Source organism: Yersinia enterocolitica (assembly GCA_002082245.2).
Lineage (GTDB): Bacteria > Pseudomonadota > Gammaproteobacteria > Enterobacterales > Enterobacteriaceae > Yersinia > Yersinia enterocolitica_E.
Genome location: NBTC02000002.1, coordinates 2,462,468 through 2,487,431, shown reverse-complemented (window position 1 = coordinate 2,487,431; position 24,964 = coordinate 2,462,468). Strand labels below are relative to the sequence as shown.

The window sequence follows — 24,964 nt, the reverse complement described above, 5'->3', positions numbered from 1 at the left end:
ATGGCTATTGAAATTAACGTACCAGACATCGGTGCAGATGAAGTGGAAGTCACCGAAATTATGGTGAAAGTAGGCGATACCGTTGAAGCGGAACAGTCGCTTATCACCGTTGAAGGTGATAAAGCTTCCATGGAAGTCCCATCACCGCAGGCGGGCGTAGTTAAAGAAATCAAAATTGCAGTTGGCGATACTGTCGCGACCGGCAAACTGATGATGATCTTCGAAGCAACAGGTGCCGCTGCGGCGCCTGCAACAGCCGAAGAAAAGCCAGCAGCCCCGGCTCAGGCAGCGGCTTCTGTGGCCAGCGCGGCGAAAGACGTTGCGGTGCCGGATATCGGTTCTGACGAAGTTGAAGTCACCGAGATTATGGTCAACGTGGGCGACACTGTTGCGGCTGAACAATCGCTGATCACTGTAGAGGGCGATAAAGCCTCTATGGAAGTGCCAGCGCCATTCGCCGGTACCGTTAAAGAGATCAAAATCAGCACTGGCGATAAAGTCAGCACCGGTTCTCTTATCATGGTATTTGAAGTAGCAGGTGCTGCGGCACCCGCTGCGGCAACTGAGTCAGCACCGGCAGCAGCACCGGCGGCGGCAACAGCCTCTGCGGTTAAAAATGTCGACGTGCCAGACATCGGCGATGATGAAGTTGAAGTGACTGAAGTGATGGTTAAAGTCGGGGATAAAGTTGCCGCTGAACAATCACTGATCACCGTTGAAGGCGATAAGGCTTCAATGGAAGTGCCAGCACCATTTGCCGGTACCGTTAAAGAAATCAAAATCAACACTGGCGACAAAGTTAAAACCGGCTCGCTGATTATGGTGTTCGAAGTGGAAGGCGCAGCCCCTGCTGCCGCGCCTGCCCAGCAAGCGGCTCCTGCTGCTGCACCGGCTAAAGCGGCCAGCGCTCCTGGCGCGAAAGCTGAGAGCAAAGGCGAGTTCGCTGAGAATGACGCTTACGTGCATGCCACGCCGGTTATCCGCCGTTTAGCGCGTGAATTTGGCGTAAACCTGGCGAAAGTGAAAGGTACCGGCCGTAAAGGTCGTATCCTGCGCGAAGACGTTCAGGCCTACGTGAAAGATGCGGTCAAACGTGCTGAAACAGCACCAACTGCTGCCACTGGCGGCGGTCTGCCGGGCATGCTGCCTTGGCCGAAAGTTGATTTCAGCAAGTTCGGTGAGATTGAAGAAGTTGAATTAGGCCGTATCCAGAAAATCTCTGGTGCGAACCTGAGCCGTAACTGGGTCATGATCCCACATGTAACTCACTTCGACAAAACCGATATCACCGATCTGGAAGCGTTCCGTAAGCTGCAGAACGACGAAGCTGCCAAGCGTAAGCTGGACGTGAAGTTCACCCCAGTGGTGTTCATCATGAAAGCTGTTGCTGCTGCTCTCGAGCAGATGCCACGTTTCAACAGCTCACTGTCCGAAGACGGTCAGAAGCTGACACTGAAAAAGTACATCAACATCGGTGTCGCGGTAGATACGCCAAATGGTCTGGTCGTTCCGGTATTCAAGGATGTGAACAAGAAAAGCATCACTGAACTGTCCCGTGAACTGATGGCTATCTCCAAGAAAGCTCGTGATGGTAAGCTGACCGCTGGCGAAATGCAGGGCGGTTGCTTCACCATCTCCAGCCTGGGCGGTATCGGGACAACTCACTTCGCGCCGATTGTTAACGCGCCGGAAGTGGCTATTCTGGGTGTATCCAAGTCTGCGATAGAGCCAGTCTGGAACGGTAAAGAGTTCCAGCCGCGTCTGATGATGCCGATGTCGCTCTCCTTCGACCACCGTGTGATTGACGGTGCTGATGGTGCGCGCTTTATCACCATCATCAACAACATGCTGGCCGACATTCGTCGTCTGGTGATGTAATCGTCAAGGCCGGCTTAGCGCCGGCCTTGTTATACCTTTCGTTCTTGAAGTCGCAGGGGTGTTAACGCGCCTACAGTTTGAAAGATGAAGGGTATTTCGCCGGACAAACAATTAAGAGGTCATGATGAGTACTGAAATTAAAACTCAGGTCGTGGTACTTGGGGCAGGTCCAGCAGGGTACTCTGCTGCTTTTCGTTGCGCGGATTTAGGTTTGGAAACCATTCTGGTTGAGCGTTACTCTACTTTGGGTGGTGTTTGCCTGAATGTGGGTTGTATCCCTTCCAAGGCATTGTTGCACGTTGCCAAAGTTATCGAAGAAGCTAAGGCGCTGGCTGAACACGGTATCGTTTTTGGTGAGCCTAAAACTGACATTGATAAAGTCCGTGTCTGGAAAGAGAAAGTTATCAATCAGTTGACCGGTGGTTTGGCAGGTATGGCTAAAGGCCGTAAAGTCAAAGTGGTTAATGGTTTTGGTAAATTTACTGGCGCGAATACCTTAGTGGTTGAAGGCGAAAATGGCCCAACTACCATTACCTTCGATAACGCGATTATCGCGGCCGGTTCTCGCCCAATCCAACTGCCATTTATTCCTCATGAAGACCCACGTGTTTGGGACTCAACTGATGCACTGGCACTGAAAACCGTACCTGAACGTCTGCTGGTTATGGGCGGTGGCATCATCGGTCTGGAAATGGGTACGGTTTACCATGCGCTGGGCTCGAAAATTGATGTGGTAGAAATGGCTGACCAGGTTATTCCGGCTGCTGATAAAGACGTGGTGAAAGTTTTCACCAAGCGCATCAGCAAGCAGTTCAACCTGATGCTGGAAACCAAAGTGACGGCGGTAGAAGCCAAAGAAGACGGTATCTATGTCACGATGGAAGGCAAAAAAGCGCCAGCAGAACCACAGCGCTATGATGCCGTTCTGGTGGCTATTGGCCGTGTACCTAACGGCAAATTGCTGGATGCCGGTCAGGCTGGTGTAGAAGTTGATGAGCGTGGCTTTATCCACGTTGATAAACAACTGCGTACCAACGTGCCGCATATCTTTGCTATCGGTGACATCGTGGGTCAGCCAATGCTGGCACATAAAGGTGTGCACGAAGGTCATGTTGCTGCTGAAGTTATCTCCGGCCTGAAACATTACTTCGATCCGAAAGTCATTCCATCTATTGCGTACACTGAACCTGAAGTCGCATGGGTGGGTCTGACTGAGAAAGAAGCGAAAGAAAAAGGCATCAGTTTTGAGACCTCCACCTTCCCGTGGGCGGCATCGGGCCGTGCTATCGCTTCAGATTGCGCAGACGGTATGACTAAACTTATCTTCGACAAAGAAACTCACCGTATCATCGGTGGTGCCATTGTTGGGACTAACGGTGGTGAACTGTTAGGTGAAATCGGTCTGGCGATCGAGATGGGTTGTGATGCGGAAGATATCGCGTTGACCATCCATGCTCACCCTACCTTGCATGAATCTGTCGGTCTGGCTGCGGAAATCTACGAAGGTAGCATTACCGACTTGCCTAATCCGAAAGCGAAAAAGAAATAATTTTCGCTAATACAGCAAGATAATGAAGCGGCTCCTTAACAGGGGCCGTTTTTTTGTTTAAAGGTTTTTATCACTCAGGTATTTTTTATCGATCAAAAATCGATCCCGCCCGTAGTTGACTGGGCGAGATATGAAAGGTCCGCCGCAGTGCGGTGGCAAAGTTGGCTGGGCTGGTATAACCAGCAATGGCGGCGGCTTGATCGATACTGACTCCTTCTTTCTGTAATGCCAGCATGGCCCGCTTTAAACGACAATGGCGCAGATATTCAAATACCGTAATGTGGTAACTTTCACGAAAACGTCGCTGCAAGGTACTCTGGCTCATATTCACCAGACCGGCTAATTCACTCATCGATAGGTGGTCAGCCTCACCACTTTCCAGCCAGTCACGTACCTGCTGGACTCGGTTCAATCCACGTAATGAGATTTTATTTTGCTGTTGAGCTTGCTGCTCCAGTGAACTGAACGCTTCAATGATCAGCCCAATACATTGTGTTTCCCATTGCAACCGCTCCAGCGGCGTTGAAAAGGGTGGGGCGCTCGCTATTTTCTGAGCAATGGCTTGCGAGTGAACTGATGGGCGCCATAAATGAATCGCCAGATGCTGTTGGGTAAAGTTATACAACGTATCCCATGCACCGGCTTGTGGCAGCAAATCGCCATACAGCCATTCACGGTCAAAAGTCAGTGTTAATGTGCGCTCGTGACTGTTGTTTTTACCGTGGCGAGTAAACAGGGTGCTTTCAGTTAATGAGACCAGCGAGGCATCGCCTTTTTCCTGCAAATGCAACTGTTGACCGCCGAATGAGATATGCGCGCTGCCACTAACCACAATAGCCAGTTTCAGTGCTGGATTAAGCCGGTTTTGTGTCTTGATATCACAGAGGTTGGTGACATTCGCGGTATGTAAAATCAGATGTGGGTTCAGACGCAATACTTGAAAGTCGCCAAACAATACCGGGTCAGTGGACAATGATTTCACGCTGCTCAGTTGATAATCACTGGCAACCAGATTCGATTGTTGCACAATTTGTTCACGATAAATCGGTTTGGATGAGGGAGAGACATTGCGTAATTTGTTTTGCTTCACCGTCGACATGACGAACTCTCTACTGACATTATGACAACATTGACGTTCTGACAAACAGATTTGCTGTTTGCACAAACCTTTTCCCTATATGCAAATGTAACAATTAACGCGATGAATTGATAATGGAAATAATTATCAATCTTGTTCGCCTTTATCGCCCAACGAATAGATTGCCAGAGATTTTACTCTGCGGATATTTGCTGTGGGCTTTTTTGCATCAGGGGAAAGTGTAATGAAAGTAAAATGGCAACGGCGTTCTCTGACGACATTGATCGGTATTTGCATATCGACTCCGCTCTGGGCACAAACTCAAGCGACAAATCAAGCTGAGTCCACAGCAGCGACACAGACGACAGCGCAAACAACCGCCACCACATCGCAGCAAGAGCCTGCTGTGGCCGGTGGGTCGGCAACCACCGGAGATACGCTGGTGGTGACCGCTCAACAGCAAGTTCGTCAGGCGCTGGGGGCATCCACTATCACCGCAGAAGATATCCGCAAACGGCCACCCGCGAATGACCTGTCCGAAATTATCCGCACCATGCCGGGTGTTAATCTTTCCGGTAACTCTGCCAGTGGTCAGCGTGGCAATAATCGCCAAATTGATATTCGTGGCATGGGACCTGAAAATACGCTGATTATGATTGATGGCATACCGGTCTCCAGCCGTAATGCGGTGCGTTATGGCTGGCGTGGTGAACGTGATACCCGTGGTGATACCAACTGGGTTCCCGCGAATATGGTTGAGAAAATAGAAGTTTTACGCGGGCCGTCAGCGGCACGCTATGGCAACGGTGCAGCCGGTGGTGTAGTGAATATCATCACCAAACAGCCGGACAAAGAACTACATGGTAGCTGGAACGCCTACATGAACCTGCCGCAGCACAGTGAGGAAGGCGCGACTCGTCGTACCGATTTCAGTCTGTTGGGGCCGCTAAGTGATACCGTCAGTTTCCGCTTGTATGGCGGATACAATAAAACCGATGCTGATGATTGGGATATTAACCAAGGCCATGAATCTGCCCGTACCGGTAACCAGGCCGGTACACTGCCTGCTGGCCGTGAAGGGGTACGAAATAAAGATATCAACGGGTTACTGCGTTGGGAATTTGCCCAAGGCCAATCTCTGGAGTTCGAGGCAGGTTATAGCCGCCAGGGAAATATTTATGCCGGTGATACACAAAACACAAACAGCAATGCCATAGTTCGCAGCTTATACGGTGCGGAAACTAACGTGATGTACCGCGATAATTTCTCGCTAACACACCGTGGCTTTTGGGATAACGGCGTCAGTACAACCTCCTATTTTCAGTATGAAGATACGCGCAACTCACGAATTAATGAGGGGCTGGCGGGCGGTACAGAAGGCATATTCTCAAATAAATATTTCAGTACTATCAAGCTGGACAACTATCTGGCCCACTCCGAGGTTAACCTGCCATTTGAATTGGGCGTTAATCAGGTGCTGACCGTGGGGGCGGAATGGAATGACCAGAAAATGAACGATCCAAGCTCTAATACCCAAACGACGAGTGAGGGTGGCAGTGTCAGCGGCTTGACGGGGACTGGGCGTAATACTCGTAGCTCGGCGCAGATAGCCTCGGTATTTGTTGAGGATAATATCGAGTTGACGGATACCACCATGCTCACCCCAGCACTGCGCTTTGATCATCACAGCACCGCGGGAAGCAACTGGAGTCCGGGCCTGAATCTGTCACAGGAACTGGGTGATTACTTCACCATGAAAATGGGTATTGCCCGTTCTTATAAAGCGCCAAATCTCTATCAAACCAACCCTAACTATCTGTTATATAGCCGTGGTCAAGGTTGCTATGGCGGTGGCGGCAGTTGCTACCTGATGGGTAATGATTCTCTGTCTGCTGAAACCAGCGTAAACAAAGAGATCGGGTTCGAGTTCCACGATGACGGCATTATTGCCGGTATCACTTACTTCCGTAATGATTATCGTAATAAGATCGAGCCGGGTTTGGTCTCCCTCGGGACTGCCAGTGGTGGTACCGGTGCTTATGCTAATTCCGATATCTTCAAGTGGAGTAACGTGCCGAAAGCGTTGGTGGAAGGGTTGGAAGGTAATCTGACCGTGCCCTTCACTGAGACAGTACAGTGGAGCAGCAATCTGACCTACATGCTGGAGTCGAAGAACAAAAGCACCGGCGATTACTTATCGATCACGCCGGAGTTTACTTTGAATAGTTCACTGAACTGGCAGGCAACTGATGATTTGTCACTGCTATCCACGGTGACCTGGTATGGGCGTCAGAAGCCGAAAAAATATGACTATCAAGGTCTGCCGGTTACGGGTACGGCACGCAATGAAGTCAGCCCATATGCCATCTTTGGTCTCAGTGCTAGCTATACAGTGACAAAAAATGTCAGTGTCACCACTGGGATTGAAAACCTGTTCGACAAACGCCAGTTCCGTGCCGGGAATGCTCAGAGCGTAGCCGGTATCGCGGGTGCAGGGGCAGCGACTTACAATGAGCCGGGCCGGACCTATTTTGTTAGCTTGAATACCCAATTCTAAATGCCCTTCATACTTGGGGCATAGAGTCTTTTATCAAAGCAGAAACAGTGGTTATCGGCTGTTTCTGCTTCATTTATCGCCACAATATCTTCCCTTCGTTATTTATCACCCTAAAAGTCATATCAATAGCACGAGATTCTCATAGAGAGATGGTATCCATTCATTTACTGTGGTTATCATACAGCGGTGTTTTTGCGGATATTGCCCTACGGTGAGAGGCTAACTGAGAGCCATTATCAATACTTCAGGTGATTACACTGCGCTCAACGATTCAGCAAAAATTTAATGTTGCTTTTATGTGAACGAATTAACACTGAGTTCAAATACTGGTATGCTGGCTGGGCAAACTGGGCATCTTACTTACACCTACTGCATCAGTGATGATGGCTGGTGGCTACTGATAGCCTGGAAATATACCCAATAGATTTCAAGGTGCAGGAAGGCGGCCAACGAGAGAGTCCCGATGAGCTTACATAAGTAAGTGATTCGGGTGAGCGAGAGCAGCCAACACATCTGCGGTTTGAAAGATGATGGGTATAAATGACAATAAAAGCGAGGAGAGAGTCGTGCTAGAAGAATACCGTAAGCACGTAGCCGAGCGTGCTGCTGAGGGTATCGTCCCCAAGCCATTAGATGCATCACAAATGGCCGCGCTGGTTGAATCATTAAAAAATCCGCCGGCGGGCGAAGAAGAATTTTTGTTAGATCTGCTGATCAACCGTGTTCCACCCGGTGTTGATGAAGCAGCCTACGTTAAAGCCGGTTTCCTGGCGGCGATTGCCAAGGGTGAAGCCAACTCCCCTCTGATTAACGCTGAAAAAGCGATTGAACTGCTTGGCACTATGCAGGGCGGTTATAACATTCATCCGCTGATTGATGCGTTAGATAACGAAAAGCTGGCACCGATTGCGGGCAAAGCGTTATCTCACACCTTGCTGATGTTTGATAACTTCTACGATGTGGAAGAAAAAGCCAAAGCGGGTAACCCACACGCCAAGAAGGTGATGCAATCCTGGGCTGATGCCGAATGGTATCTCTCCCGACCGCCTTTGGCCGAAAAAATCACGGTCACCGTATTCAAAGTAACCGGTGAAACCAATACCGATGATTTGTCCCCGGCGCAAGATGCCTGGTCGCGCCCTGATATTCCACTACATGCCTTGGCGATGCTGAAAAATGCCCGTGAAGGCATTCACCCAGATCAACCGGGTAGCGTTGGCCCGATCAAACAGATCGAAGAACTGAACAAAATCGGTTTCCCGCTGGCCTACGTCGGTGATGTAGTCGGTACCGGTTCTTCCCGTAAATCCGCCACTAACTCGGTGCTGTGGTTTATGGGCGACGACATCCCTTACGTGCCGAACAAGCGCGGCGGCGGTGTGGTGCTGGGCAGCAAAATTGCCCCGATCTTCTTTAACACGATGGAAGATGCCGGTGCTTTGCCAATCGAAGTGGATGTTGCCAATCTAAACATGGGCGACGTGATTGATATCTTCCCGTATCTCGGCGAAGTACGCCGCCATGATACTGGTGAGATACTCGCGACCTTCGAGCTGAAAACTGACGTGTTGCTGGACGAAGTCCGTGCTGGTGGGCGTATTCCACTGATTGTTGGCCGTGGCTTGACCACTAAAGCTCGTGAGTCGCTGGGTCTGCCAGTCAGCGAAGTATTCCGTGTGGCGAAGCCGGTTGCCAAAAGCAATAAAGGCTTCTCGCTGGCACAGAAAATGGTTGGCCGCGCATGTGGTGTTGAAGGTGTGCGCCCAGGCGAATACTGCGAACCTAAGATGACCTCGGTCGGTTCACAAGACACCACCGGCCCGATGACCCGTGATGAACTGAAAGACCTGGCCTGTCTGGGCTTCTCCGCTGATTTGGTGATGCAGTCATTCTGTCATACTGCCGCTTATCCTAAGCCCGTTGATGTGACCACTCACCATACTTTGCCTGATTTCATTATGAACCGTGGTGGCGTATCGCTGCGTCCTGGTGATGGCATCATCCACTCGTGGTTGAACCGCATGCTGTTGCCAGATACGGTTGGTACCGGTGGTGATTCCCATACTCGTTTCCCGATTGGGATCTCCTTCCCGGCAGGTTCTGGTTTGGTGGCCTTTGCGGCCGCAACAGGTGTAATGCCTTTGGACATGCCTGAATCGGTGCTGGTGCGTTTTAAAGGTAAAATGCAGCCGGGTATCACTCTGCGTGATCTGGTGCATGCAATTCCTTACTACGCGATTCAGGAAGGCCTGCTGACGGTTGAGAAGCAAGGCAAGAAGAACATCTTCTCTGGCCGAATTCTGGAAATTGAAGGCCTGCCAGAGCTGAAAGTCGAGCAAGCGTTCGAACTGGCTGATGCCTCTGCTGAGCGTTCTGCTGCCGGTTGTACCATTAAACTGGATAAAGCGCCGATTATCGAATACCTGCAATCCAATATCGTCTTGTTGAAGTGGATGATTGCGGAAGGCTACGGTGACCGTCGTACGTTGGAGCGCCGTGTTAATGGTATGGAAAGCTGGCTGGCGAATCCAAATCTATTGGAAGGCGACGCCGATGCGGAATATGCAGCGGTGATCGAAATCGATCTGGCTGATATCACGCAACCTATTCTGTGTGCGCCAAACGATCCAGATGATGCCCGCTTATTGTCTGATGTGGCGAATAGCAAGATCGATGAAGTGTTTATCGGTTCTTGCATGACCAACATCGGCCATTTCCGCGCGGCAGGTAAGTTGCTGGATCAACACAAAGGCCAATTGCCAACACGTTTGTGGGTTGCACCGCCGACCAAAATGGATGCCGCGCAGTTGACCGAAGAGGGCTACTACAGCGTCTTTGGTAAGAGTGGTGCCCGTATTGAGATTCCGGGCTGTTCACTGTGTATGGGTAACCAGGCTCGTGTGGCTGATGGTGCGACAGTGGTTTCTACGTCAACCCGTAACTTCCCGAATCGCTTGGGGAATGGGGCAAATGTCTATCTGGCGTCGGCTGAACTGGCGGCGATTGCATCACTGCTGGGGCGTCTGCCAACGCCTGAGGAATATCAAACTTATATGGCTCAGGTTGATAAGACCGCAGAGGATACTTATCGCTACCTGAACTTCGATCAGTTGAGCCAATATACGGACAAAGCTGACGGTGTTATCTTCCAAACCGCAGTCTAAACAGCTATACCCTTTGTCTTTGGAGTTACAGGGCTGTTAGCTTGCCGCCTATCTGTAACACCAATTACTTTGGGTATGATGTATAATACGTATCTGACGGGAGGCCTATGGCCTCCCGTTTCTATTTTAAACAAACCGTCTGGTAGTGAAATCTTAGTGGTATTTACCGGCTTTGCGAGCTTGCGCCAAGTGGGTGGGCTAAATACGGTTACAATAATTATAAGAGCATCAGGAGGGCATGCTATGGACTATGAATTCTTGCGTGATTTAACAGGGCAAGTGCTGGTCAGATTCTCCATGGGACATGAAGTGATCGGCCATTGGCTCAATGAAGAGATTAAGGGCGACCTGGCGAAACTCGATCAAATTGAAGCTGCCGCTATGGAAGTGAAAGGCAGTGAGCGCCAGTGGCAGTTGACCGGCCATGAATATACCTTGTGGCTGGATGGGGAAGAAGTGATGGTGCGTGCCAATCAACTGGATCTAGACGGCGATGAGATGGAAGAGGGCATGAATTACTATGATGAAGAAAGCCTCTGTCTGTGCGGGTTAGAGGACTTTCTGCTGGTATTGAAAGGCTATCGTAACTTCATTACTTCTAAATAAAATATTTACTCAAAGAACTTGGAGTTGCTGCCAACCTGCGGCTTCAAGTCCGAAGGGGATTGCGGCTGGCAGACCAGCACAGCAGAGAACCTACCACCACCATCGCCACTCCAGGCCAGAAAGCGGCTGAGGGCAGGGTATTGAGCCACAAGCTGGCAATCAATATCGATAGCAGTGGTGTGAAGTAGGATAGAGCAGCCACTAATGTGGCATTGCCCTTTTTCATGGCAATATCCCAACACAGATAGGCCAGCGCAGTGTTGGCTCCCATAAGTAACAGTTCAAATGTTGCCCGTGTGGTGAAATGCAACTTGCCGGGGGTCAGCATAAAGAACATGACCCACAAACACAGGGCGCAGGCGAGTAAAAACAGCGGCAACGCCCCTGGTCCACGGCTGTACAAACGGACCAGATTGGAATAAGCCGCCCAGGTAAACGCCGCGATGAGTGCCAGGCTGTAGGCCAGAGGGTTACTGCGAACATTGGTGCTCAATACGTTGATATCTAGTCCGTTTCCACCGCTGACTACCCAGATTACACCGAATAGAGCAAGTGCAACTCCCAGCCATAACCACCAACGGGCACGCAGCTTAAGTAATGGAACCGCTAACAGCAAGGTTAAACTCGGCCACAGGTAATTGATCAAGCCAATTTCCAGTGTCTGCTGACGGTCATTAGCCATACCAATAGCCAAAGCGAACGCCACCATATACACCACAAATAGTAAACCACAACCGTACAGATAAGCTGGATGCTGTCCACGTAACGTAGGTTTACCCGCCACCAACCACACCAAAACTCCACTCAGGCTGTAAATTGCCGCTCCGGCCCCAAACGGACCCAAGGTTTCAGATAGTCCGCGCGTTAAAGCGACACTCATGCTCCAAAGCAGGATTGCAATAATGCCATATAGGGTGGGGAGGCGGTTCATTCGCGGGGTCATTCCTTGAGTTGGAGGTATTAACCGGGCAAAAAGAGTTATGCCCGATTAATCGGTTTCTTGTCTGACTTATTACTGATTAATAACATATAAATACAGTGGTATTACCGGCAACGTATCACATTTCTGGCACATTGCGGCCATAGTAGATTTCCTGCATCTCTTTATATAACAGGCGAGTAATACGTTCTCTTTCTGCGGCACTCAGCTCTTCCGGCTTGGCGTTAAACAGATAATGCTTCAAATCGAAGTCTTTCAACATCATCTTGGTATGAAAGATGTTTTCTTGATAAACATTCACATCCATCATGTGATACAGCGACTTCATATCGTCAGACATGAAATTCTGAATCGAGTTGATCTTATGATCGATAAAATGCTTTATCCCATTGATATCACGGGTAAAACCTCGCACGCGATAATCCATCGTAACAATGTCGGACTCCAACTGATGGATAAGGTAATTCAGGGCTTTCAGCGGTGAAATCACTCCGCAGGTAGAGACTTCGATATCTGCGCGGAAAGTGCATAACCCCGCTTCAGGGTGGCTTTCTGGGTAGGTATGAACGCAGATATGGCTCTTGTCCAAATGGGCAACCACTGCATTTGGCAGCGGGCCGGGGTGCTCAGAGGTATCAACATCGCGCGGATCGACCGGTTCTTCGCTGACGAGAATGGTAACACTCGCCCCCTGAGGGTCGTAATCCTGACGTGCGACATTCAATATATTTGCGCCAATGATCGAGCAGGTTTCGCTCAAGATCTCGGTCAGGCGGTTGGCGTTGTACTGTTCGTCAATGTAGGCGATATAGCCATCGCGGTCGTCTGCGGTCTCGGCATAACAAATATCGTAAATACAAAAACTCAGGCTTTTGGTCAGGTTGTTGAAGCCGTGTAGTTTAAGCTTGGACAATTTAGTTCACCTCCTTATTTGGCTGTTAAGGCATCCAGCAGATACTGCGGCAAGGCAAAGCTGCCGACATGAATGGCTGGGTTATAGTAGCGGCAGTTTAGGCCTGCTTCAGCAAAACGCTGTTGTAGCGTGGCAAGATCCAACTGACGCAGCGAGGGGTTCTGAGTCGCCCACGCGAAGGTCATAATACCGCCATAATAGGTCGGAATTGCGGCCTGATAAAAACTGACATCACTGAAATAGTGGTTAAGCTTATTGTGGCTGCCGACGGCTTCATCCTGTTGTAGGAAGCATACGCCGTTTTGCGCCACAAAAATGCCGCCTTGGTTCAGGCTACGGGCACATCCCTCGTAGAAAACTGAGGTAAACAGGCTTTCTCCTGGGCCGATGGGATCGGTACAGTCGGAGATGATGACATCGAATTTTTCAGTGCTCTGGTTAACGAAATTAACACCATCATCAATAACTAATGTGAAACGAGGATCGTCATAGGCACCCGCACTGTGATTCGGCAGATATTGGCGGCAGAACTCCACGACACCGGCGTCAATTTCCACCATGGTAATCTGTTCGATATTTTTATGGCGGCTGACTTCACGCAGCATGGCACCATCACCACCACCGATGATAAGTACCTTCTTCACCTGACCGTGGGCCAGTAACGGCACATGAGTCATCATTTCGTGATAGATAAACTCATCGCGCTCGGTCGTCTGAACCACGCCATCCAGTGCCATGACACGGCCCAGCACGGGATTTTCAAAAATCACCAGATCCTGATGCTCGGTTTTCTCGTGGTACAGCACATTTTCTACTGAAAAATACTGACCGAAGTTGGCATGCAATGTTTCATACCATAGTTCTTTCTGTGACATGTTCGGGGCTTCTCCTTCGCAGTAACAGCCATGAAAAATGGGGGCAACATCATAGCCAACTCTGGATGAGGTTGCACGGTGGAATTTCAGACTGAAAGGATAAAGGCGGGATTGTTAGTTCGCGTAAGCCAATAAACTCAACGAGTCACGGGCCAGAGACTTGCATTTGGTAGGAACTGGAATAGCAATACCACGCAGGTCGCGATAACTCTCTTCGCCCAACGCTTTCATATTAAAGCTATTATAGTTACGCAGGTCCCAGCGATTTTGCTGAGCAAAATAGACGATAGCCCGTTTGATTTCGTTATTGGGTAATTCGTTATAACCACAATCATTTTTCAGATAGACAAATACCGCAGTCAGATCCGCAAGATCTTCTGCTTCGGATTCACTTAATGCAGAACTGGCAGATGAAAATCCGCACAGAGTAAGCAGCAGCATAACTAACGTTGTTCTTTTCATAGCGGAAACAGGCTTGTTCATTGTTAACAGACGTTATCACACTGTGATGGTTCAGAGTAAATTTTATTATACCCTTCGTAGTTGAAGCCGCAGGGTTGTTAGCGATGCAGGTGACTCTCCCGCACCATGCGCCTTGCCAGGCGAGGTTACTGCAAGCAGATTTATCACCAGAATCACTTACCTGATTTGGATTGATTCACCAAGTGATTGATTACGTCTTGACCTTCCTGTAAGGGGAGGGTTTAAGCTCACAGACTGCTGTTTTTGTGTCTTGCAGGCACTCACTCATTATCAAGATGGAGACGACCATGCATCGCCGTGATTTTATTAAGTTAACGGCAGCTCTTGGAGCCGCCACTTCACTGCCGTTATGGAGCCGCGCGGCCTTGGCCGCAGATTTCTCACCACTGCCTATTCCACCTCTGCTCCAGCCCGATGCCAATAGCAAAATTAATTTGAATATCCAGACTGGTACTGTGGCCTGGCTACCCTCCGCAGCAACGCAGACCTGGGGTTATAATGGCAATCTACTGGGGCCTGCCATCCGTTTGCAACGAGGCAAACCGGTCACTATTGATATCACTAATTCCCTACCAGAAGCGACCACGGTGCACTGGCACGGACTGGAAATCCCCGGCGAAGTGGACGGTGGTCCACAGGCACTGATTCAACCCGGCACAACCCGGCAGGTTGTTTTTAGTGTCGATCAACCGGCGGCTACCTGCTGGTTCCATCCCCACACTCATGGGAAGACTGGCCAGCAAGTGGCCATGGGCTTAGGCGGATTGGTCCTGATCGATGACAGTGAGAGCGAGAAACTTCCTCTGCCAAAGCTGTGGGGTGTAGATGATATTCCGGTTATTTTGCAGGATAAATTACTGGGTAAAGATGGGCAGATTGATTATCAGTTAGATGTGATAACGGCGGCTGTTGGTTGGTTTGGCGATCGGATGTTTACCAATGGAGCACACTATCCGCAGCAAATCACCCCACGCGGTTGGGTGCGGCTAAGGCTGCTCAATGGCTGTAATGCCCGCTCCCTTAATTTGGCACTCAGCGATGGCCGCCCGATGTATGTGATTGCCAGCGACGGTGGCTTACTGGCCGAACCGGTAGCCGTGCGTGAGTTGCCAATACTGATGGGTGAACGTTTTGAGGTGCTGGTGGATACCGCTGATGGTAAGCCGCTTGATCTGGTTACTTTGCCAGTGAAACAGATGGGTATGACCCTGGCCCCGTTCGATAAGCCATTACCGGTATTGCGCATTCAGCCATCACTGGCCGCCGGTAGCAAGGTGCTCCCGGATTCGCTGGTTGTGGTACCGGCATTAGCCGATGCCACTGGCCTGCAAGAGCGCTGGTTCCAACTGATGATGGATCCGAAATTGGATATGTTAGGGATGCAAGCGCTGATGAGCCGTTATGGTATGCAAGCAATGGCTGGCATGAACATGGGTAACGGTGCCATGAATGGCATGGATCACAGTAATATGGCCGGTATGGAGAGTGGCAATATGAAAGGCATGGCGAGTGGCGCGATGAAAGGTGCGGCAGCTTTTGATTTCAGCCATGCCAATATGATTAACGGCAAACCGTTCTCGATGACTGAACCGGCGTTTGACGCGAAGCTCGGGAAATTCGAGAAGTGGACCGTTTCTGGTGAAGGCGACATGATGTTACATCCTTTCCATGTCCACGGGACACAGTTCCGTATTTTGACAGAAAACGGCAAACCACCGGCAGAGCATCGCCGTGGCTGGAAAGATATTGTACGAGTGGAAGGTGCTCGCAGTGAGATATTAGTGCGTTTTAGTCACCTCGCACCAGCCAGTATGCCTTATATGGCCCACTGCCATCTGTTGGAACATGAAGATACTGGCATGATGTTGGGTTTTACCGTCAGCGCTTAGGGGGTATCAACAGGTTATGTGTGCGGCGGGTGAGTCCGTCGCAACATCGCTTAGGCTATGGTAAACTCAGCGGCTTTCTTGTGGCAAGTAACGTAAAAAAGCGACGTAAATACTTATGAAACACACTGTAGAAGTCATGATTTCCGAGCAGGAAGTCAAAGCCCGAATTGCCGAATTAGGCCGCCAAATCTCCGAACACTACCGCGACAGCGGCAGTGAAATGGTGCTGGTCGGGTTGCTCCGTGGCTCATTTATGTTTATGGCTGACTTATGCCGTGCCATTGATGTTTCCCATGAAGTCGATTTTATGACGGCCTCCAGCTACGGCAATGGCATGAGTACCACGCGAGATGTGAAAATCCTGAAAGATTTAGATGAAGATATCCGTGGTAAGGATGTGCTGATTGTTGAAGATATAATCGACTCCGGTAATACATTAAGTAAAGTGCGTGAAATTCTGCAATTGCGTGGGCCAAAATCATTGGCTATCTGCACGTTGCTGGATAAACCAGAGCGTCGCGAAGTTCAGGTGCCGGTTGAGTGGGTCGGCTTCGCCATTCCTGATGAATTTGTGGTGGGTTACGGTATCGATTATGCTCAAAGATATAGACATCTTCCTTATGTAGGAAAGGTTGTCATGTTTGACGAGTGATCAGGAACGGCTACTGTGCGTCGCCATTTTGAGATTACGCAGTACTTAGAATCCTCACGTACTACGTGTACGCTCCGGTTGTTGCGTGCTGGGCGCACTCAAACTGACTTAGCTCGCTACGCCTTATTTGCCGCTGGTCACTGCACGTCAATATTTTGAGTTCGAGTGTCTTTAGCAGCATTTAGGGATGGGAGAGGGTGTGCTTGAACACCCTCCCTGGCGACTGTTCAGTCTTTTCTATTAGGTTGCAGTAACTTTGCCATCGCTTCACGGTAAAGGACTTCAAGGCTACTGAGGCTGGTGGCCGAGACTTTCAAATCAGTCAGTTTGCCATCTTCAATACCATAGACCCAGCCGTGAATCATGGCTTTCTGCCCACGCTTCCAGGCGGACCGGACAATAGTCGAATGACCCAGGTTATAGACTTGTTCTACGACATTGATTTTACATAACATATCGCTGCGTTCTTCTTGTGGTAGCTCACCCAGCAGTGAGCTGTGCTTATACCAAAGATCACGAATATGCAGTAACCAGTTATCGATAAGGCCCATCTCTTCACCTTTGATCGCCGCTTCGACACCGCCACAACCAAGGTGACCACAGATAATGATGTGTTCGACCTGCAAAACATCGATGGCGTATTGCACCACGGACAAGCAGTTGAGATCCGTATGGATAACCAGATTGGCTACATTGCGGTGAACGAATAATTCACCCGCTTTTAGACCAGTTAGTTGCTCTGCGGGGACGCGGCTGTCTGAACAGCCAATCCACAGAAAACGGGGTTTCTGGGCTTGCGCCAGGTGTTCAAAAAAATCGGGGTCATCTTTACTGATAGAGTTTGACCACATGTCATTATTCGCGAGGAGCTTCTCTATTTCTTTCATTAATGTAAATAGCCTGTAATGAACGGATTGCGATAAGATAATATACGGCAAGGATGACGATTTTGAAATCGGAACAGTGACCCTGTTGATCGCGCAATTTTCGTCTGCGTAACATCTTCTCGGTATCGACCCATGATCCCTTCTGCTCCCCGTAACTTGCCCTGACAGGCGAGCTAAGCAAGGCATGGGTATGCTGTTATCGCTGAGAAACTCATAGAATAAGGTTCTTTTTTACTTATGACATATGCACTGGAAATAACGCAACTAACCAAAACCTATGCAGGTGGCGTTCAGGCACTACGTGGCATTGATCTGCGCGTAGAGGCAGGTGATTTTTATGCCCTGCTTGGGCCGAATGGTGCGGGTAAATCGACCACCATTGGTATTATCAGTTCATTAGTGAACAAAACGTCCGGTAAGGTACAAGTTTTTGGTTACGATATTGATAACGATATCGTGAATGCCAAACGCCAACTTGGGTTAGTACCACAGGAGTTTAACTTCAACCCATTCGAGACGGTGTTGCAGATTGTGATTACCCAAGCGGGGTATTACGGCGTCACGCGGCGTGAGGCGTTACAACGTGCCGAGAAATACCTCACTCAGTTGGATTTGTGGAGCAAACGCAATGAGCGCGCTATCCGGCTGTCGGGCGGGATGAAGCGCCGTTTGATGATTGCGCGTGCGCTGATGCATGAGCCGAAGTTGCTAATCCTTGATGAACCTACCGCTGGGGTGGATATCGAGTTACGCCGCTCGATGTGGGGGTTCCTGAAAGAGCTGAATGCGCAGGGGACCACCATTATTCTGACTACTCACTATCTGGAAGAAGCAGAAATGCTGTGCCGTAACATTGGTATTATCCAGAATGGTGAACTGGTGGAAAATACCACCATGAAGCAGTTGCTTGGCAAACTTGAGTCAGAAACCTTTATTTTTGATTTGGGTATTAAAAGCCCGCTACCTAAGCTGGAAGGTTATGGCTATCGTCTGACGGACACCTCAACGCTGGAGGTTGATGTTAAGCGTGAGCAAGGTCTGAATGGTTTATTCAGTCAATTGAACGCTCAGGGAATTCAGGTACAAAGTATGCGCAACAAGGCTAACCGTCTGGAAGAGCTATTTGTCACCTTGGTTAATGGTAACGGGGGAGAGAAAGCATGACCCGCCTATATTGGGTAGCATTACAGAGTATTTGGATCAAAGAAATCACGCGTTTTGCTCGTATCTGGATTCAAACACTGGTACCACCGGTGATTACTATGTCGCTCTATTTCGTTATTTTCGGCAACCTGATTGGTGCCCGAATTGGTGATATGGGCGGTTTTAATTATATGCAATTTATCGTTCCCGGCTTGATTATGATGGCGGTTATCACCAACTCATATGCCAACGTCGCTGCATCGTTCTTTGGTGCTAAATTCCAGCGCAGTATTGAAGAGTTGCTGGTAGCACCGGTACCCACACATATTGTGATTATCGGTTATGTCGGTGGTGGGGTCGCCCGTGGGATCTGTGTCGGTATTCTGGTAACGATTATCTCACTGTTCTTCGTACCGTTGCATGTCCACTCTTGGTCAATGATTGCACTGACATTGATGCTGACGGCCATTCTGTTTTCCCTCGGTGGGTTACTGAATGCGGTATTTGCCAAAACGTTCGATGATATCAGCCTGGTGCCTACTTTTGTGCTGACCCCCTTGACGTATCTGGGCGGGGTCTTTTACTCGCTATCATTACTGCCCCCTTTTTGGCAGGCGGTATCGAAACTAAATCCCATTGTGTACATGATAAGCGGGTTTCGTTATGGCTTCCTTGGGATTTCTGATGTGCCATTGGTATTGACCATTGGTGTTTTGGTGGTATTCATCGCGGTGTTTTATGCGTGGGCTTGGTATTTGATAGAGCGTGGTCGTGGGCTACGCACCTAATACCCTTCGGCCTTGACGTTACAGCGGTGTTGGCTACGTTCACTTACCCGAATCACTTACTACTGTAAGCTCATCGGGATGCGCTGACTTGCCGCCTTGCTGTAACGCCAATGACTTTGGGTATTCTTTTCGGCCTTGACGTTACAGCGGTGTTGGCTACGTTCACTTACCCGAATCACTTACTGCTGTAAGCTCATCGGGATGCGCTGACTTGCCGCCTTGCTGTAACGCCAATGATTTTGGCTATTAGCAGAGATTGATCGTGAATTATTAGTTAGTTAATTGTTGTTAATACTGGAATTTAAACGTAATAAATAATGTCCCCATCTAATATCGTCTTTCTCAACTTCTGGCGTCTTGTGCTATGCTGGCGCACCAGATTTTCCCCTTTTCAATTCAGCGCCAAATGCGCATAAGTAGAACGATAATGTGGCATAAAAACAGAATAGCTATTGGGATGCTACTCGGTCTTGTCATGTCGGTAATGATACCGGCAACCCATGCAGATCTCTTACCTGATGAAGCAACACTTACGCCTAAATATATGGTTGCACAGCGTGATAGCGAAATATATTCACTGGTTGGTGAGAAGGTCATTCCTGTCGGTGAGATTAAAGAAGATCAACTTATTCAGGTTTTACCCGCCGCGGCAGAATACTATGAATTTAAATTTGGTAATGGCATCGGCTTTATTGATAAGGACGATTTAGAAGATATCAACAAAGCACGAAAAACCAACGATATCTTGGGTGATTTGAATAAACCCCTGCCCAATCAAAATATATTGATCAAGCGCGAAACTCCTGTCTATCTGGCGGCGGATGTGCGCAGTGAGCAGTTTGCTACGCTGGTAGATAACTTGCGTTATCCTATCGTGGGTAAATTGAAAGACCGGTTAGGGAATACCTGGTATCAGGTCAATATTGGTGATCGCTTAGGCTATGTCAGTAGCGTCGATGCTGAAATCGATAACGGCATCCCGATCCTGACCTATCACCATATGTTGAAGAATGAGGAGAATAAACGTTTCCTCAATACATCAACCACCACCTCTGATGCGGCATTCAGTAACCAGATGACCTATCTCAAGCAGACAGGTTACGACACGATTTCGCTCTATCAGCTTGAAGGTTATCTCAATAACAAGATTAATCTGCCCGCAAAAGTTGTAGTACTGACCTTTGACGATGGTCTTAAATCGGTCCACCGCTACGCATATCCTATATTGAAAGAAAATGGCTTCCGGGCTACGGCGTTTATTATTTCATCACGAATTAAGCGCCATCCACAAAAATGGAACCCTGATTCATTACAGTTTATGAGTATCTCTGAATTGAAAGAGATTCAGGATGTATTTGATGTTCAGTCTCATACTCATTTTTTACACCGGACTGATAATAAACGTAACCCTATCTTATTGAGCCGTTCTTATCACAATATTGTTTTTGATTTTGAACACTCACGACGAGCGTTATCTCAATTTAATCCGCACGTGATCTTTCTGTCATATCCCTTTGGTGGCTTTAACCAAACCGCTATCGATGCGGCTAAAAATGCCGGTTTCCATTTGGCGGTGACCACCATACAAGGCAAGGTTAAACCCGGTGATAATCCGTATACCCTCAAACGGCTTTATATTCTGCGTACTGATTCAATACCGACTATGGCAGAGCGTATTGCCAATGAACCTGGCCAGCCGGTTGCCCCTGCACCTGCGGTGATGGAGTCGGATTAACAACTCGATGGTATGAAGAGGATATGAAAGATGGTGCTCTGGTAAGGCACCATTTTTTATCTTGAAAGACCAAGAATACAGGTGAGCAAACGTGGCTAACCTGAGCCTTCAGTAAGAAGGATATTACCCAAAGTAATTGGAGTCGCAGGTAGGCCAGCAAGTAAACGCATCCCGAGGAGCTGACTGAAGTCAGTGATTCGGGTAAGTGAACGTAGCTAACACCCCTGCGGCTTCAAGTACAAAGGGTAATTAAGCGACTTGAACCGGTACCGCTTTAGCTTTGCGTTGCAGTTGATTCTGACCTTCAAAATACGCCACTTTAGGGTGGTGCAATCGGGCATCAGCATCAGACATCTGTACGTAGGAACAGATGATCAGCTTATCACCGACACAAGCACAACGCGCCGCGGCACCGTTCACCGAGATAATCCGTGAACCGCGTTCGGCGGCGATAGCATAAGTGGAAAAACGCTGACCATTATCAACGTTATAAATATCAATGGCTTCGTATTCCAGAATGCCAGCGGCTTCCAGAAAATCCTGATCGATAGCGCAGGAACCTTCATAGTGCAAATCAGCTTGAGTGACTTTGACCCGATGCAGTTTGCCTTGCAACATAGTGCGTATCATAACTCTTACCTTTGACCCCGGTTATTACCCAGAATAAGTCTGGCATCCTATCCCATCATCGATTGATTTAGGGAGAAGCATCCAGTTTTGCTGATTTTATACCGCTTGTCTATGGCTCAGCGATTGAGTGATAAAAACAGGAGACTAAAACGGGTCTGCGGCTAGCGGAACAGGGACTTGCTATCAAGCCCCCGATCCCATCGGTCTATCGGTTGCTTGTGCAGACTTTGGTCGCAGATATAGGCATACTGGGTCGCCACTAGGGGTGGAGATTGTGTATTTATTGGTGTTAATGTTCATTCTTATATTTAATATAAATTCGTCATTTTTATCAGTAATAGTGAAATGTTGCTCTTGGTTATTAGACCCCTTAGGCTGAGAAAATCTCTCTTCATATCCTGGTGCTGCTAACTGTTTTAATTGATTAAATGCTTTTGCTATGTTGCCGCGAATTTCCTCCGGGTTCATTGCATCGGTATTATTCAGAGGATGGTACAGTTGATAGAGACAATCCAATGCTTCAGCATGATGGGTACAACAGAAAAAGTCCTTTATTATCTCCCATAAACTCATCGATGGTGGTAGTGTTTTTTCCGCTATATTTGCGATGACTGAGTGACTAATCTCAGTGGAAAACAGATGATTTCCAACCCTAATTCCCATCTTCAACCCCCTTTTATTTATGCGATGTATTACATACAAAAGGCAGAGAAAATGCTTTCGGGTTAACACCTTGTTTGGTGAAGAATAAGAGGAGCAGGGAAGGGGGATGTGCGGTGAAAACCGGGCTCGGCCGCTATTCACCGCAGTCAGGGGTTAACTACGCAAATCAACCTGTTGGTTATCAATCAGGCGTGCTTTACCCAGCCAGGCGGCCAGCAGGATAACGGCTTGTTTACTGTCGATGGTCAATGGTTGCAAAGTGTGGGCATCGCGGATAAACAGTTCATCCGGGGTAAAACCGGCATGACGTAATTGCTCTGCGGTGTCAGCCAGCAAATCATCAATCTGCCTTTCACCCAAGATCAGTTTCTCGGCCAGAGCTTGCATTATCTTATTGAGCTGCGGGGCGATTTTTCGCTCTTCAGCCGTCAGATAGCCATTGCGGGAACTCAGTGCCAGACCATCTTTCGCCCGCACAATCGGCACCCCGACAACATTGATGTCATAGCCCATATCCGCCACCATTTTACGGATCAGTGCCAGTTGCTGATAATCTTTTTCACCAAAACAGGCAACATCTGGTTGCACCAGATTGAACAGTTTGCTGACGATAGTGGATACACCACGGAAATGACCAGGGCGACTGGCACCTTCTAAAATAGTAGACAGGGCAGGGACGTCGACATAGGTCTGGCTTTCCAGACCGGATGGATAGACATCGACTGCCGCAGGGGCGAATACCAGATCCACACCGTGACGGGTCAACTTCTCGCAATCTTCCTGCAAAGTGCGTGGGTAGCGAGCTAAATCATCCGGGCGTTCAAATTGCAGCGGATTGACAAAAATACTCACGACCACCACATCGGCACGGGTTTTGGCATCTTCCACTAATGTCATATGCCCTTCATGCAGGTTACCCATGGTTGGTACCAGTGCAACTCGCTTTCCTTCCTGACGCCAACGGCGAATTTGCTGACGCAATAGCGGCAGGGTTTCAATAATCAGCATTCTTCTCTCCGATACCGGTCATCTTTCAAATTGCAGGTGTGTTGGCTGCGGTGATTACTCGACCCATTCATGGGCCTCGCCTCTGCTTGCCGCCTTCCTGCATCTTGAAATCTATTGGGTATAAATAGGATGTAATAGCAGCGTATTATCCGCAAAATTTACTGGAATGTATGTTCTTCCGCCGGATATAGGCCACTTTCAACTTCCTGAATATACAGCTTAATGGCGGCGCGAATATCACCGGCACTTTGTGCCAGGAAATTCTTACTGAATTTAGGGGTATGACCGCCAGTAATGCCCAGCGCATCGTGCATAACCAGTATCTGCCCGTCAGTGACATTACCAGCACCAATACCAATCACCGGAATAGCCAGCTCTTCGCTAACCCGTTTTGCCAGTTCTACTGGCACGCATTCCAGTACCAATAATTGCGCCCCCGCGAGTTCAAGTGCCAGTGCATCTTTCAGTAGCTGATTTGCTGCTACTTCTTCGCGGCCTTGTACTTTGTAGCCACCGAAGATATTAACTGACTGCGGGGTTAATCCCAGATGCCCGCATACCGGAACGGCACGTTCAGCGAGCATGCGCACGGTATCACATAACCAGCTACCGCCTTCCAGTTTGACCATATTGGCGCCGGCGCGCATCAACTCTGCGGCATTAGTAAATGTTTGCTCTGGTGTGGCATAACTCATGAAGGGCATATCTGCCAATAATAGGCAATGAGGCGCACCTCGGCGCACCGCACGGGTGTGATAAGCCACATCCGCGGTGGTTACTGGCAGAGTCGAGTCGAAGCCTTGTAACGTCATACCGAGCGAATCACCCACCAGCAGTACCTCAATACCTTGCTCGACAAACAACTGGGCAAAACTGGCATCATAGGCTGTCAGTGTGGCGAACTTACGCTTTTCTTGTTTCCATTGACGCAAGTGGCTCATGGTGGTGGCTTTCATCACTCTTTTCTCCTGAGACAAGGGGTTAAGATGGTGGGGATATCAGATAGGGATGCTATATGTTGAATTTGGCAAGTATGAGTTACCAAGGCACCAGACCGTTTTTATCCACCCATTTAAGGCGTTCTGATAATGCTTCGCCATCGGGGAAAATCAGGTCAGGTGCGATATCAGCCAGCGGATAGAGCATAAACTCGCGCTCTTTCAAACCATAGTGCGGCACAGTCAGGCGATCGGTTGTTATCACCTGTGAGCCATACAGCATGATATCCAGGTCCAGCGTTCGTGGCCCCCAGCGTTGTTCTTTCCTTACCCGGCCCTGATTGCGTTCAATGGCTTGAGTGTGGTCCAGCAGTTGCTCGGGTGGTAGTGAGGTATCTAACGCTACCACGGCATTAAGAAAATCTGGCTGATCTTGTGGGCCTAACGGTTTGGTGCGATAAAATGGCGAACATGCAACTAACCGGGTGCGTGGCAGATGCTCCAACGCTTCCAGGGCGGTTTTAACCTGTTGCAGTGGCATAGCCTGATTGCTGCCTAACGCGATATAGACCCGGATCATGATGCGAA

At 49.0% G+C, this 24,964-nt stretch carries 22 protein-coding genes; 10 read left to right on the top strand and 12 right to left on the bottom strand.

Going from position 1 to position 24,964, the window contains the following annotated elements:
• Positions 1-1,878 carry a pyruvate dehydrogenase complex dihydrolipoyllysine-residue acetyltransferase gene (gene aceF, locus A6J66_012850; GenBank protein ID PNM24994.1) on the top strand — a complete coding sequence of 626 codons (1,878 nt, stop codon included), beginning with the start codon at positions 1-3 and terminating at the stop codon, positions 1,876-1,878.
• A 121-nt stretch (positions 1,879-1,999) separates the two neighbouring features.
• Positions 2,000-3,427 carry a dihydrolipoyl dehydrogenase gene (gene lpdA / locus A6J66_012845; protein ID PNM24993.1) on the top strand — a complete coding sequence of 476 codons (1,428 nt, stop codon included), beginning with the start codon at positions 2,000-2,002 and terminating at the stop codon, positions 3,425-3,427.
• Between the two features lie 85 nt (positions 3,428-3,512).
• Here the strand turns inward: lpdA and A6J66_012840 are convergent, their stop codons facing one another.
• Positions 3,513-4,526 carry an AraC family transcriptional regulator gene (locus tag A6J66_012840; GenBank protein PNM24992.1) on the bottom strand — a complete coding sequence of 338 codons (1,014 nt, stop codon included), beginning with the start codon at positions 4,524-4,526 and terminating at the stop codon, positions 3,513-3,515.
• Positions 4,527-4,785: 259 nt separating this feature from the next.
• On the opposite strand from A6J66_012840, the gene A6J66_012835 reads away from it, so the two are divergent.
• A complete protein-coding gene (locus tag A6J66_012835) occupies positions 4,786-7,062 on the top strand; it encodes a TonB-dependent siderophore receptor (GenBank protein ID PNM27000.1) in 2,277 nt (758 codons plus the stop codon).
• 366 nt (positions 7,063-7,428) lie between these two features.
• Here the strand turns inward: A6J66_012835 and A6J66_012830 are convergent, their stop codons facing one another.
• On the bottom strand, positions 7,429-7,641 hold the full coding sequence (locus A6J66_012830; protein ID PNM26999.1) for a hypothetical protein: 213 nt from the start codon (positions 7,639-7,641) through the stop codon (positions 7,429-7,431).
• Between A6J66_012830 and acnB the strand changes: the two genes are divergently transcribed.
• Together acnB and A6J66_012820 are read left to right on the top strand one after the other, a co-directional pair.
• Positions 7,629-10,226, top strand: a complete 2,598-nt coding sequence (gene acnB / locus A6J66_012825; GenBank protein PNM24991.1) for a bifunctional aconitate hydratase 2/2-methylisocitrate dehydratase — start codon at positions 7,629-7,631, stop codon at positions 10,224-10,226. The genes A6J66_012830 and acnB overlap by 13 nt on opposite strands.
• Before the next feature lie 243 nt (positions 10,227-10,469).
• Positions 10,470-10,832: a hypothetical protein gene (locus A6J66_012820; GenBank protein PNM24990.1), complete on the top strand. Its 363-nt coding sequence runs from the start codon at positions 10,470-10,472 to the stop codon at positions 10,830-10,832.
• Between the two features lie 43 nt (positions 10,833-10,875).
• Here A6J66_012820 and A6J66_012815 read toward each other — a convergent pair whose 3' ends face one another.
• From A6J66_012815 to A6J66_012800, 4 genes are all read right to left on the bottom strand, one after another.
• Positions 10,876-11,763 carry a drug/metabolite DMT transporter permease gene (locus A6J66_012815; protein PNM24989.1) on the bottom strand — a complete coding sequence of 296 codons (888 nt, stop codon included), beginning with the start codon at positions 11,761-11,763 and terminating at the stop codon, positions 10,876-10,878.
• Between the two features lie 127 nt (positions 11,764-11,890).
• Positions 11,891-12,685: an adenosylmethionine decarboxylase gene (locus A6J66_012810; GenBank protein ID PNM24988.1), complete on the bottom strand. Its 795-nt coding sequence runs from the start codon at positions 12,683-12,685 to the stop codon at positions 11,891-11,893.
• Positions 12,686-12,699: 14 nt separating this feature from the next.
• Positions 12,700-13,560, bottom strand: a complete 861-nt coding sequence (locus tag A6J66_012805) for a polyamine aminopropyltransferase (GenBank protein PNM24987.1) — start codon at positions 13,558-13,560, stop codon at positions 12,700-12,702.
• A 114-nt stretch (positions 13,561-13,674) separates the two neighbouring features.
• Entirely contained in the window at positions 13,675-14,022 is a 348-nt protein-coding gene (locus tag A6J66_012800) for a hypothetical protein (protein PNM24986.1), read from the bottom strand.
• A gap of 308 nt (positions 14,023-14,330) precedes the next feature.
• Between A6J66_012800 and A6J66_012795 the strand changes: the two genes are divergently transcribed.
• Positions 14,331-15,932: a multicopper oxidase CueO gene (locus tag A6J66_012795; GenBank protein ID PNM24985.1), complete on the top strand. Its 1,602-nt coding sequence runs from the start codon at positions 14,331-14,333 to the stop codon at positions 15,930-15,932.
• A gap of 115 nt (positions 15,933-16,047) precedes the next feature.
• Positions 16,048-16,584, top strand: a complete 537-nt coding sequence (locus A6J66_012790) for a hypoxanthine phosphoribosyltransferase (protein ID PNM24984.1) — start codon at positions 16,048-16,050, stop codon at positions 16,582-16,584.
• Between the two features lie 227 nt (positions 16,585-16,811).
• Here A6J66_012790 and A6J66_012785 read toward each other — a convergent pair whose 3' ends face one another.
• Positions 16,812-17,471 (bottom strand): carbonate dehydratase, encoded by a 660-nt coding sequence (locus A6J66_012785; GenBank protein ID PNM24983.1) that lies wholly within the window; start codon positions 17,469-17,471, stop codon positions 16,812-16,814.
• Positions 17,472-17,708: 237 nt separating this feature from the next.
• Between A6J66_012785 and A6J66_012780 the strand changes: the two genes are divergently transcribed.
• The 3 genes from A6J66_012780 (at position 17,709) to A6J66_012770 (ending at position 21,137) form a co-directional block, all read left to right on the top strand.
• Positions 17,709-18,635, top strand: a complete 927-nt coding sequence (locus A6J66_012780; GenBank protein PNM24982.1) for an ABC transporter ATP-binding protein — start codon at positions 17,709-17,711, stop codon at positions 18,633-18,635.
• Positions 18,632-19,402 (top strand): ABC transporter permease, encoded by a 771-nt coding sequence (locus A6J66_012775; protein PNM24981.1) that lies wholly within the window; start codon positions 18,632-18,634, stop codon positions 19,400-19,402. Before A6J66_012780 ends, A6J66_012775 begins: the two co-directional genes overlap by 4 nt.
• A gap of 427 nt (positions 19,403-19,829) precedes the next feature.
• Positions 19,830-21,137 carry a hypothetical protein gene (locus A6J66_012770; protein ID PNM24980.1) on the top strand — a complete coding sequence of 436 codons (1,308 nt, stop codon included), beginning with the start codon at positions 19,830-19,832 and terminating at the stop codon, positions 21,135-21,137.
• A 249-nt stretch (positions 21,138-21,386) separates the two neighbouring features.
• Here A6J66_012770 and panD read toward each other — a convergent pair whose 3' ends face one another.
• From panD to folK, 5 genes are all read right to left on the bottom strand, one after another.
• Positions 21,387-21,767 carry an aspartate 1-decarboxylase gene (gene panD, locus A6J66_012765; protein PNM24979.1) on the bottom strand — a complete coding sequence of 127 codons (381 nt, stop codon included), beginning with the start codon at positions 21,765-21,767 and terminating at the stop codon, positions 21,387-21,389.
• Between the two features lie 183 nt (positions 21,768-21,950).
• Positions 21,951-22,430, bottom strand: a complete 480-nt coding sequence (locus A6J66_012760; protein PNM24978.1) for a hypothetical protein — start codon at positions 22,428-22,430, stop codon at positions 21,951-21,953.
• A 153-nt stretch (positions 22,431-22,583) separates the two neighbouring features.
• Entirely contained in the window at positions 22,584-23,438 is an 855-nt protein-coding gene (locus tag A6J66_012755) for a pantoate--beta-alanine ligase (GenBank protein ID PNM24977.1), read from the bottom strand.
• A 158-nt stretch (positions 23,439-23,596) separates the two neighbouring features.
• Positions 23,597-24,397 (bottom strand): 3-methyl-2-oxobutanoate hydroxymethyltransferase, encoded by an 801-nt coding sequence (gene panB, locus A6J66_012750; protein ID PNM24976.1) that lies wholly within the window; start codon positions 24,395-24,397, stop codon positions 23,597-23,599.
• A gap of 79 nt (positions 24,398-24,476) precedes the next feature.
• The gene (gene folK / locus A6J66_012745; GenBank protein ID PNM24975.1) at positions 24,477-24,956 is read right to left on the bottom strand and encodes a 2-amino-4-hydroxy-6-hydroxymethyldihydropteridine diphosphokinase; all 480 of its coding nucleotides are present in this window, start codon (positions 24,954-24,956) and stop codon (positions 24,477-24,479) included.
• Positions 24,957-24,964: the final 8 nt, after the last annotated feature.

Bases quoted from the DNA above. Each gene is read 5' to 3' on its own strand.
- A6J66_012815 (PNM24989.1), bottom strand. From the start codon at position 11,763: ATGAACCGCCTCCCCACCCTATATGGCATTATTGCAATCCTGCTTTGG.
- A6J66_012800 (PNM24986.1), bottom strand. From the start codon at position 14,022: ATGAAAAGAACAACGTTAGTTATGCTGCTGCTTACTCTGTGCGGATTT.
- A6J66_012790 (PNM24984.1), top strand. From the start codon at position 16,048: ATGAAACACACTGTAGAAGTCATGATTTCCGAGCAGGAAGTCAAAGCC.
- A6J66_012820 (PNM24990.1), top strand. From the start codon at position 10,470: ATGGACTATGAATTCTTGCGTGATTTAACAGGGCAAGTGCTGGTCAGA.
- panD (PNM24979.1), bottom strand. From the start codon at position 21,767: ATGATACGCACTATGTTGCAAGGCAAACTGCATCGGGTCAAAGTCACT.
- A6J66_012785 (PNM24983.1), bottom strand. From the start codon at position 17,471: ATGAAAGAAATAGAGAAGCTCCTCGCGAATAATGACATGTGGTCAAAC.
- A6J66_012775 (PNM24981.1), top strand. From the start codon at position 18,632: ATGACCCGCCTATATTGGGTAGCATTACAGAGTATTTGGATCAAAGAA.
- lpdA (PNM24993.1), top strand. From the start codon at position 2,000: ATGATGAGTACTGAAATTAAAACTCAGGTCGTGGTACTTGGGGCAGGT.
- A6J66_012840 (PNM24992.1), bottom strand. From the start codon at position 4,526: ATGTCGACGGTGAAGCAAAACAAATTACGCAATGTCTCTCCCTCATCC.
- A6J66_012780 (PNM24982.1), top strand. From the start codon at position 17,709: ATGACATATGCACTGGAAATAACGCAACTAACCAAAACCTATGCAGGT.
- A6J66_012795 (PNM24985.1), top strand. From the start codon at position 14,331: ATGCATCGCCGTGATTTTATTAAGTTAACGGCAGCTCTTGGAGCCGCC.
- A6J66_012805 (PNM24987.1), bottom strand. From the start codon at position 13,560: ATGTCACAGAAAGAACTATGGTATGAAACATTGCATGCCAACTTCGGT.
- A6J66_012770 (PNM24980.1), top strand. From the start codon at position 19,830: ATGTGGCATAAAAACAGAATAGCTATTGGGATGCTACTCGGTCTTGTC.
- A6J66_012755 (PNM24977.1), bottom strand. From the start codon at position 23,438: ATGCTGATTATTGAAACCCTGCCGCTATTGCGTCAGCAAATTCGCCGT.
- A6J66_012760 (PNM24978.1), bottom strand. From the start codon at position 22,430: ATGGGAATTAGGGTTGGAAATCATCTGTTTTCCACTGAGATTAGTCAC.
- folK (PNM24975.1), bottom strand. From the start codon at position 24,956: ATGATCCGGGTCTATATCGCGTTAGGCAGCAATCAGGCTATGCCACTG.
- aceF (PNM24994.1), top strand. From the start codon at position 1: ATGGCTATTGAAATTAACGTACCAGACATCGGTGCAGATGAAGTGGAA.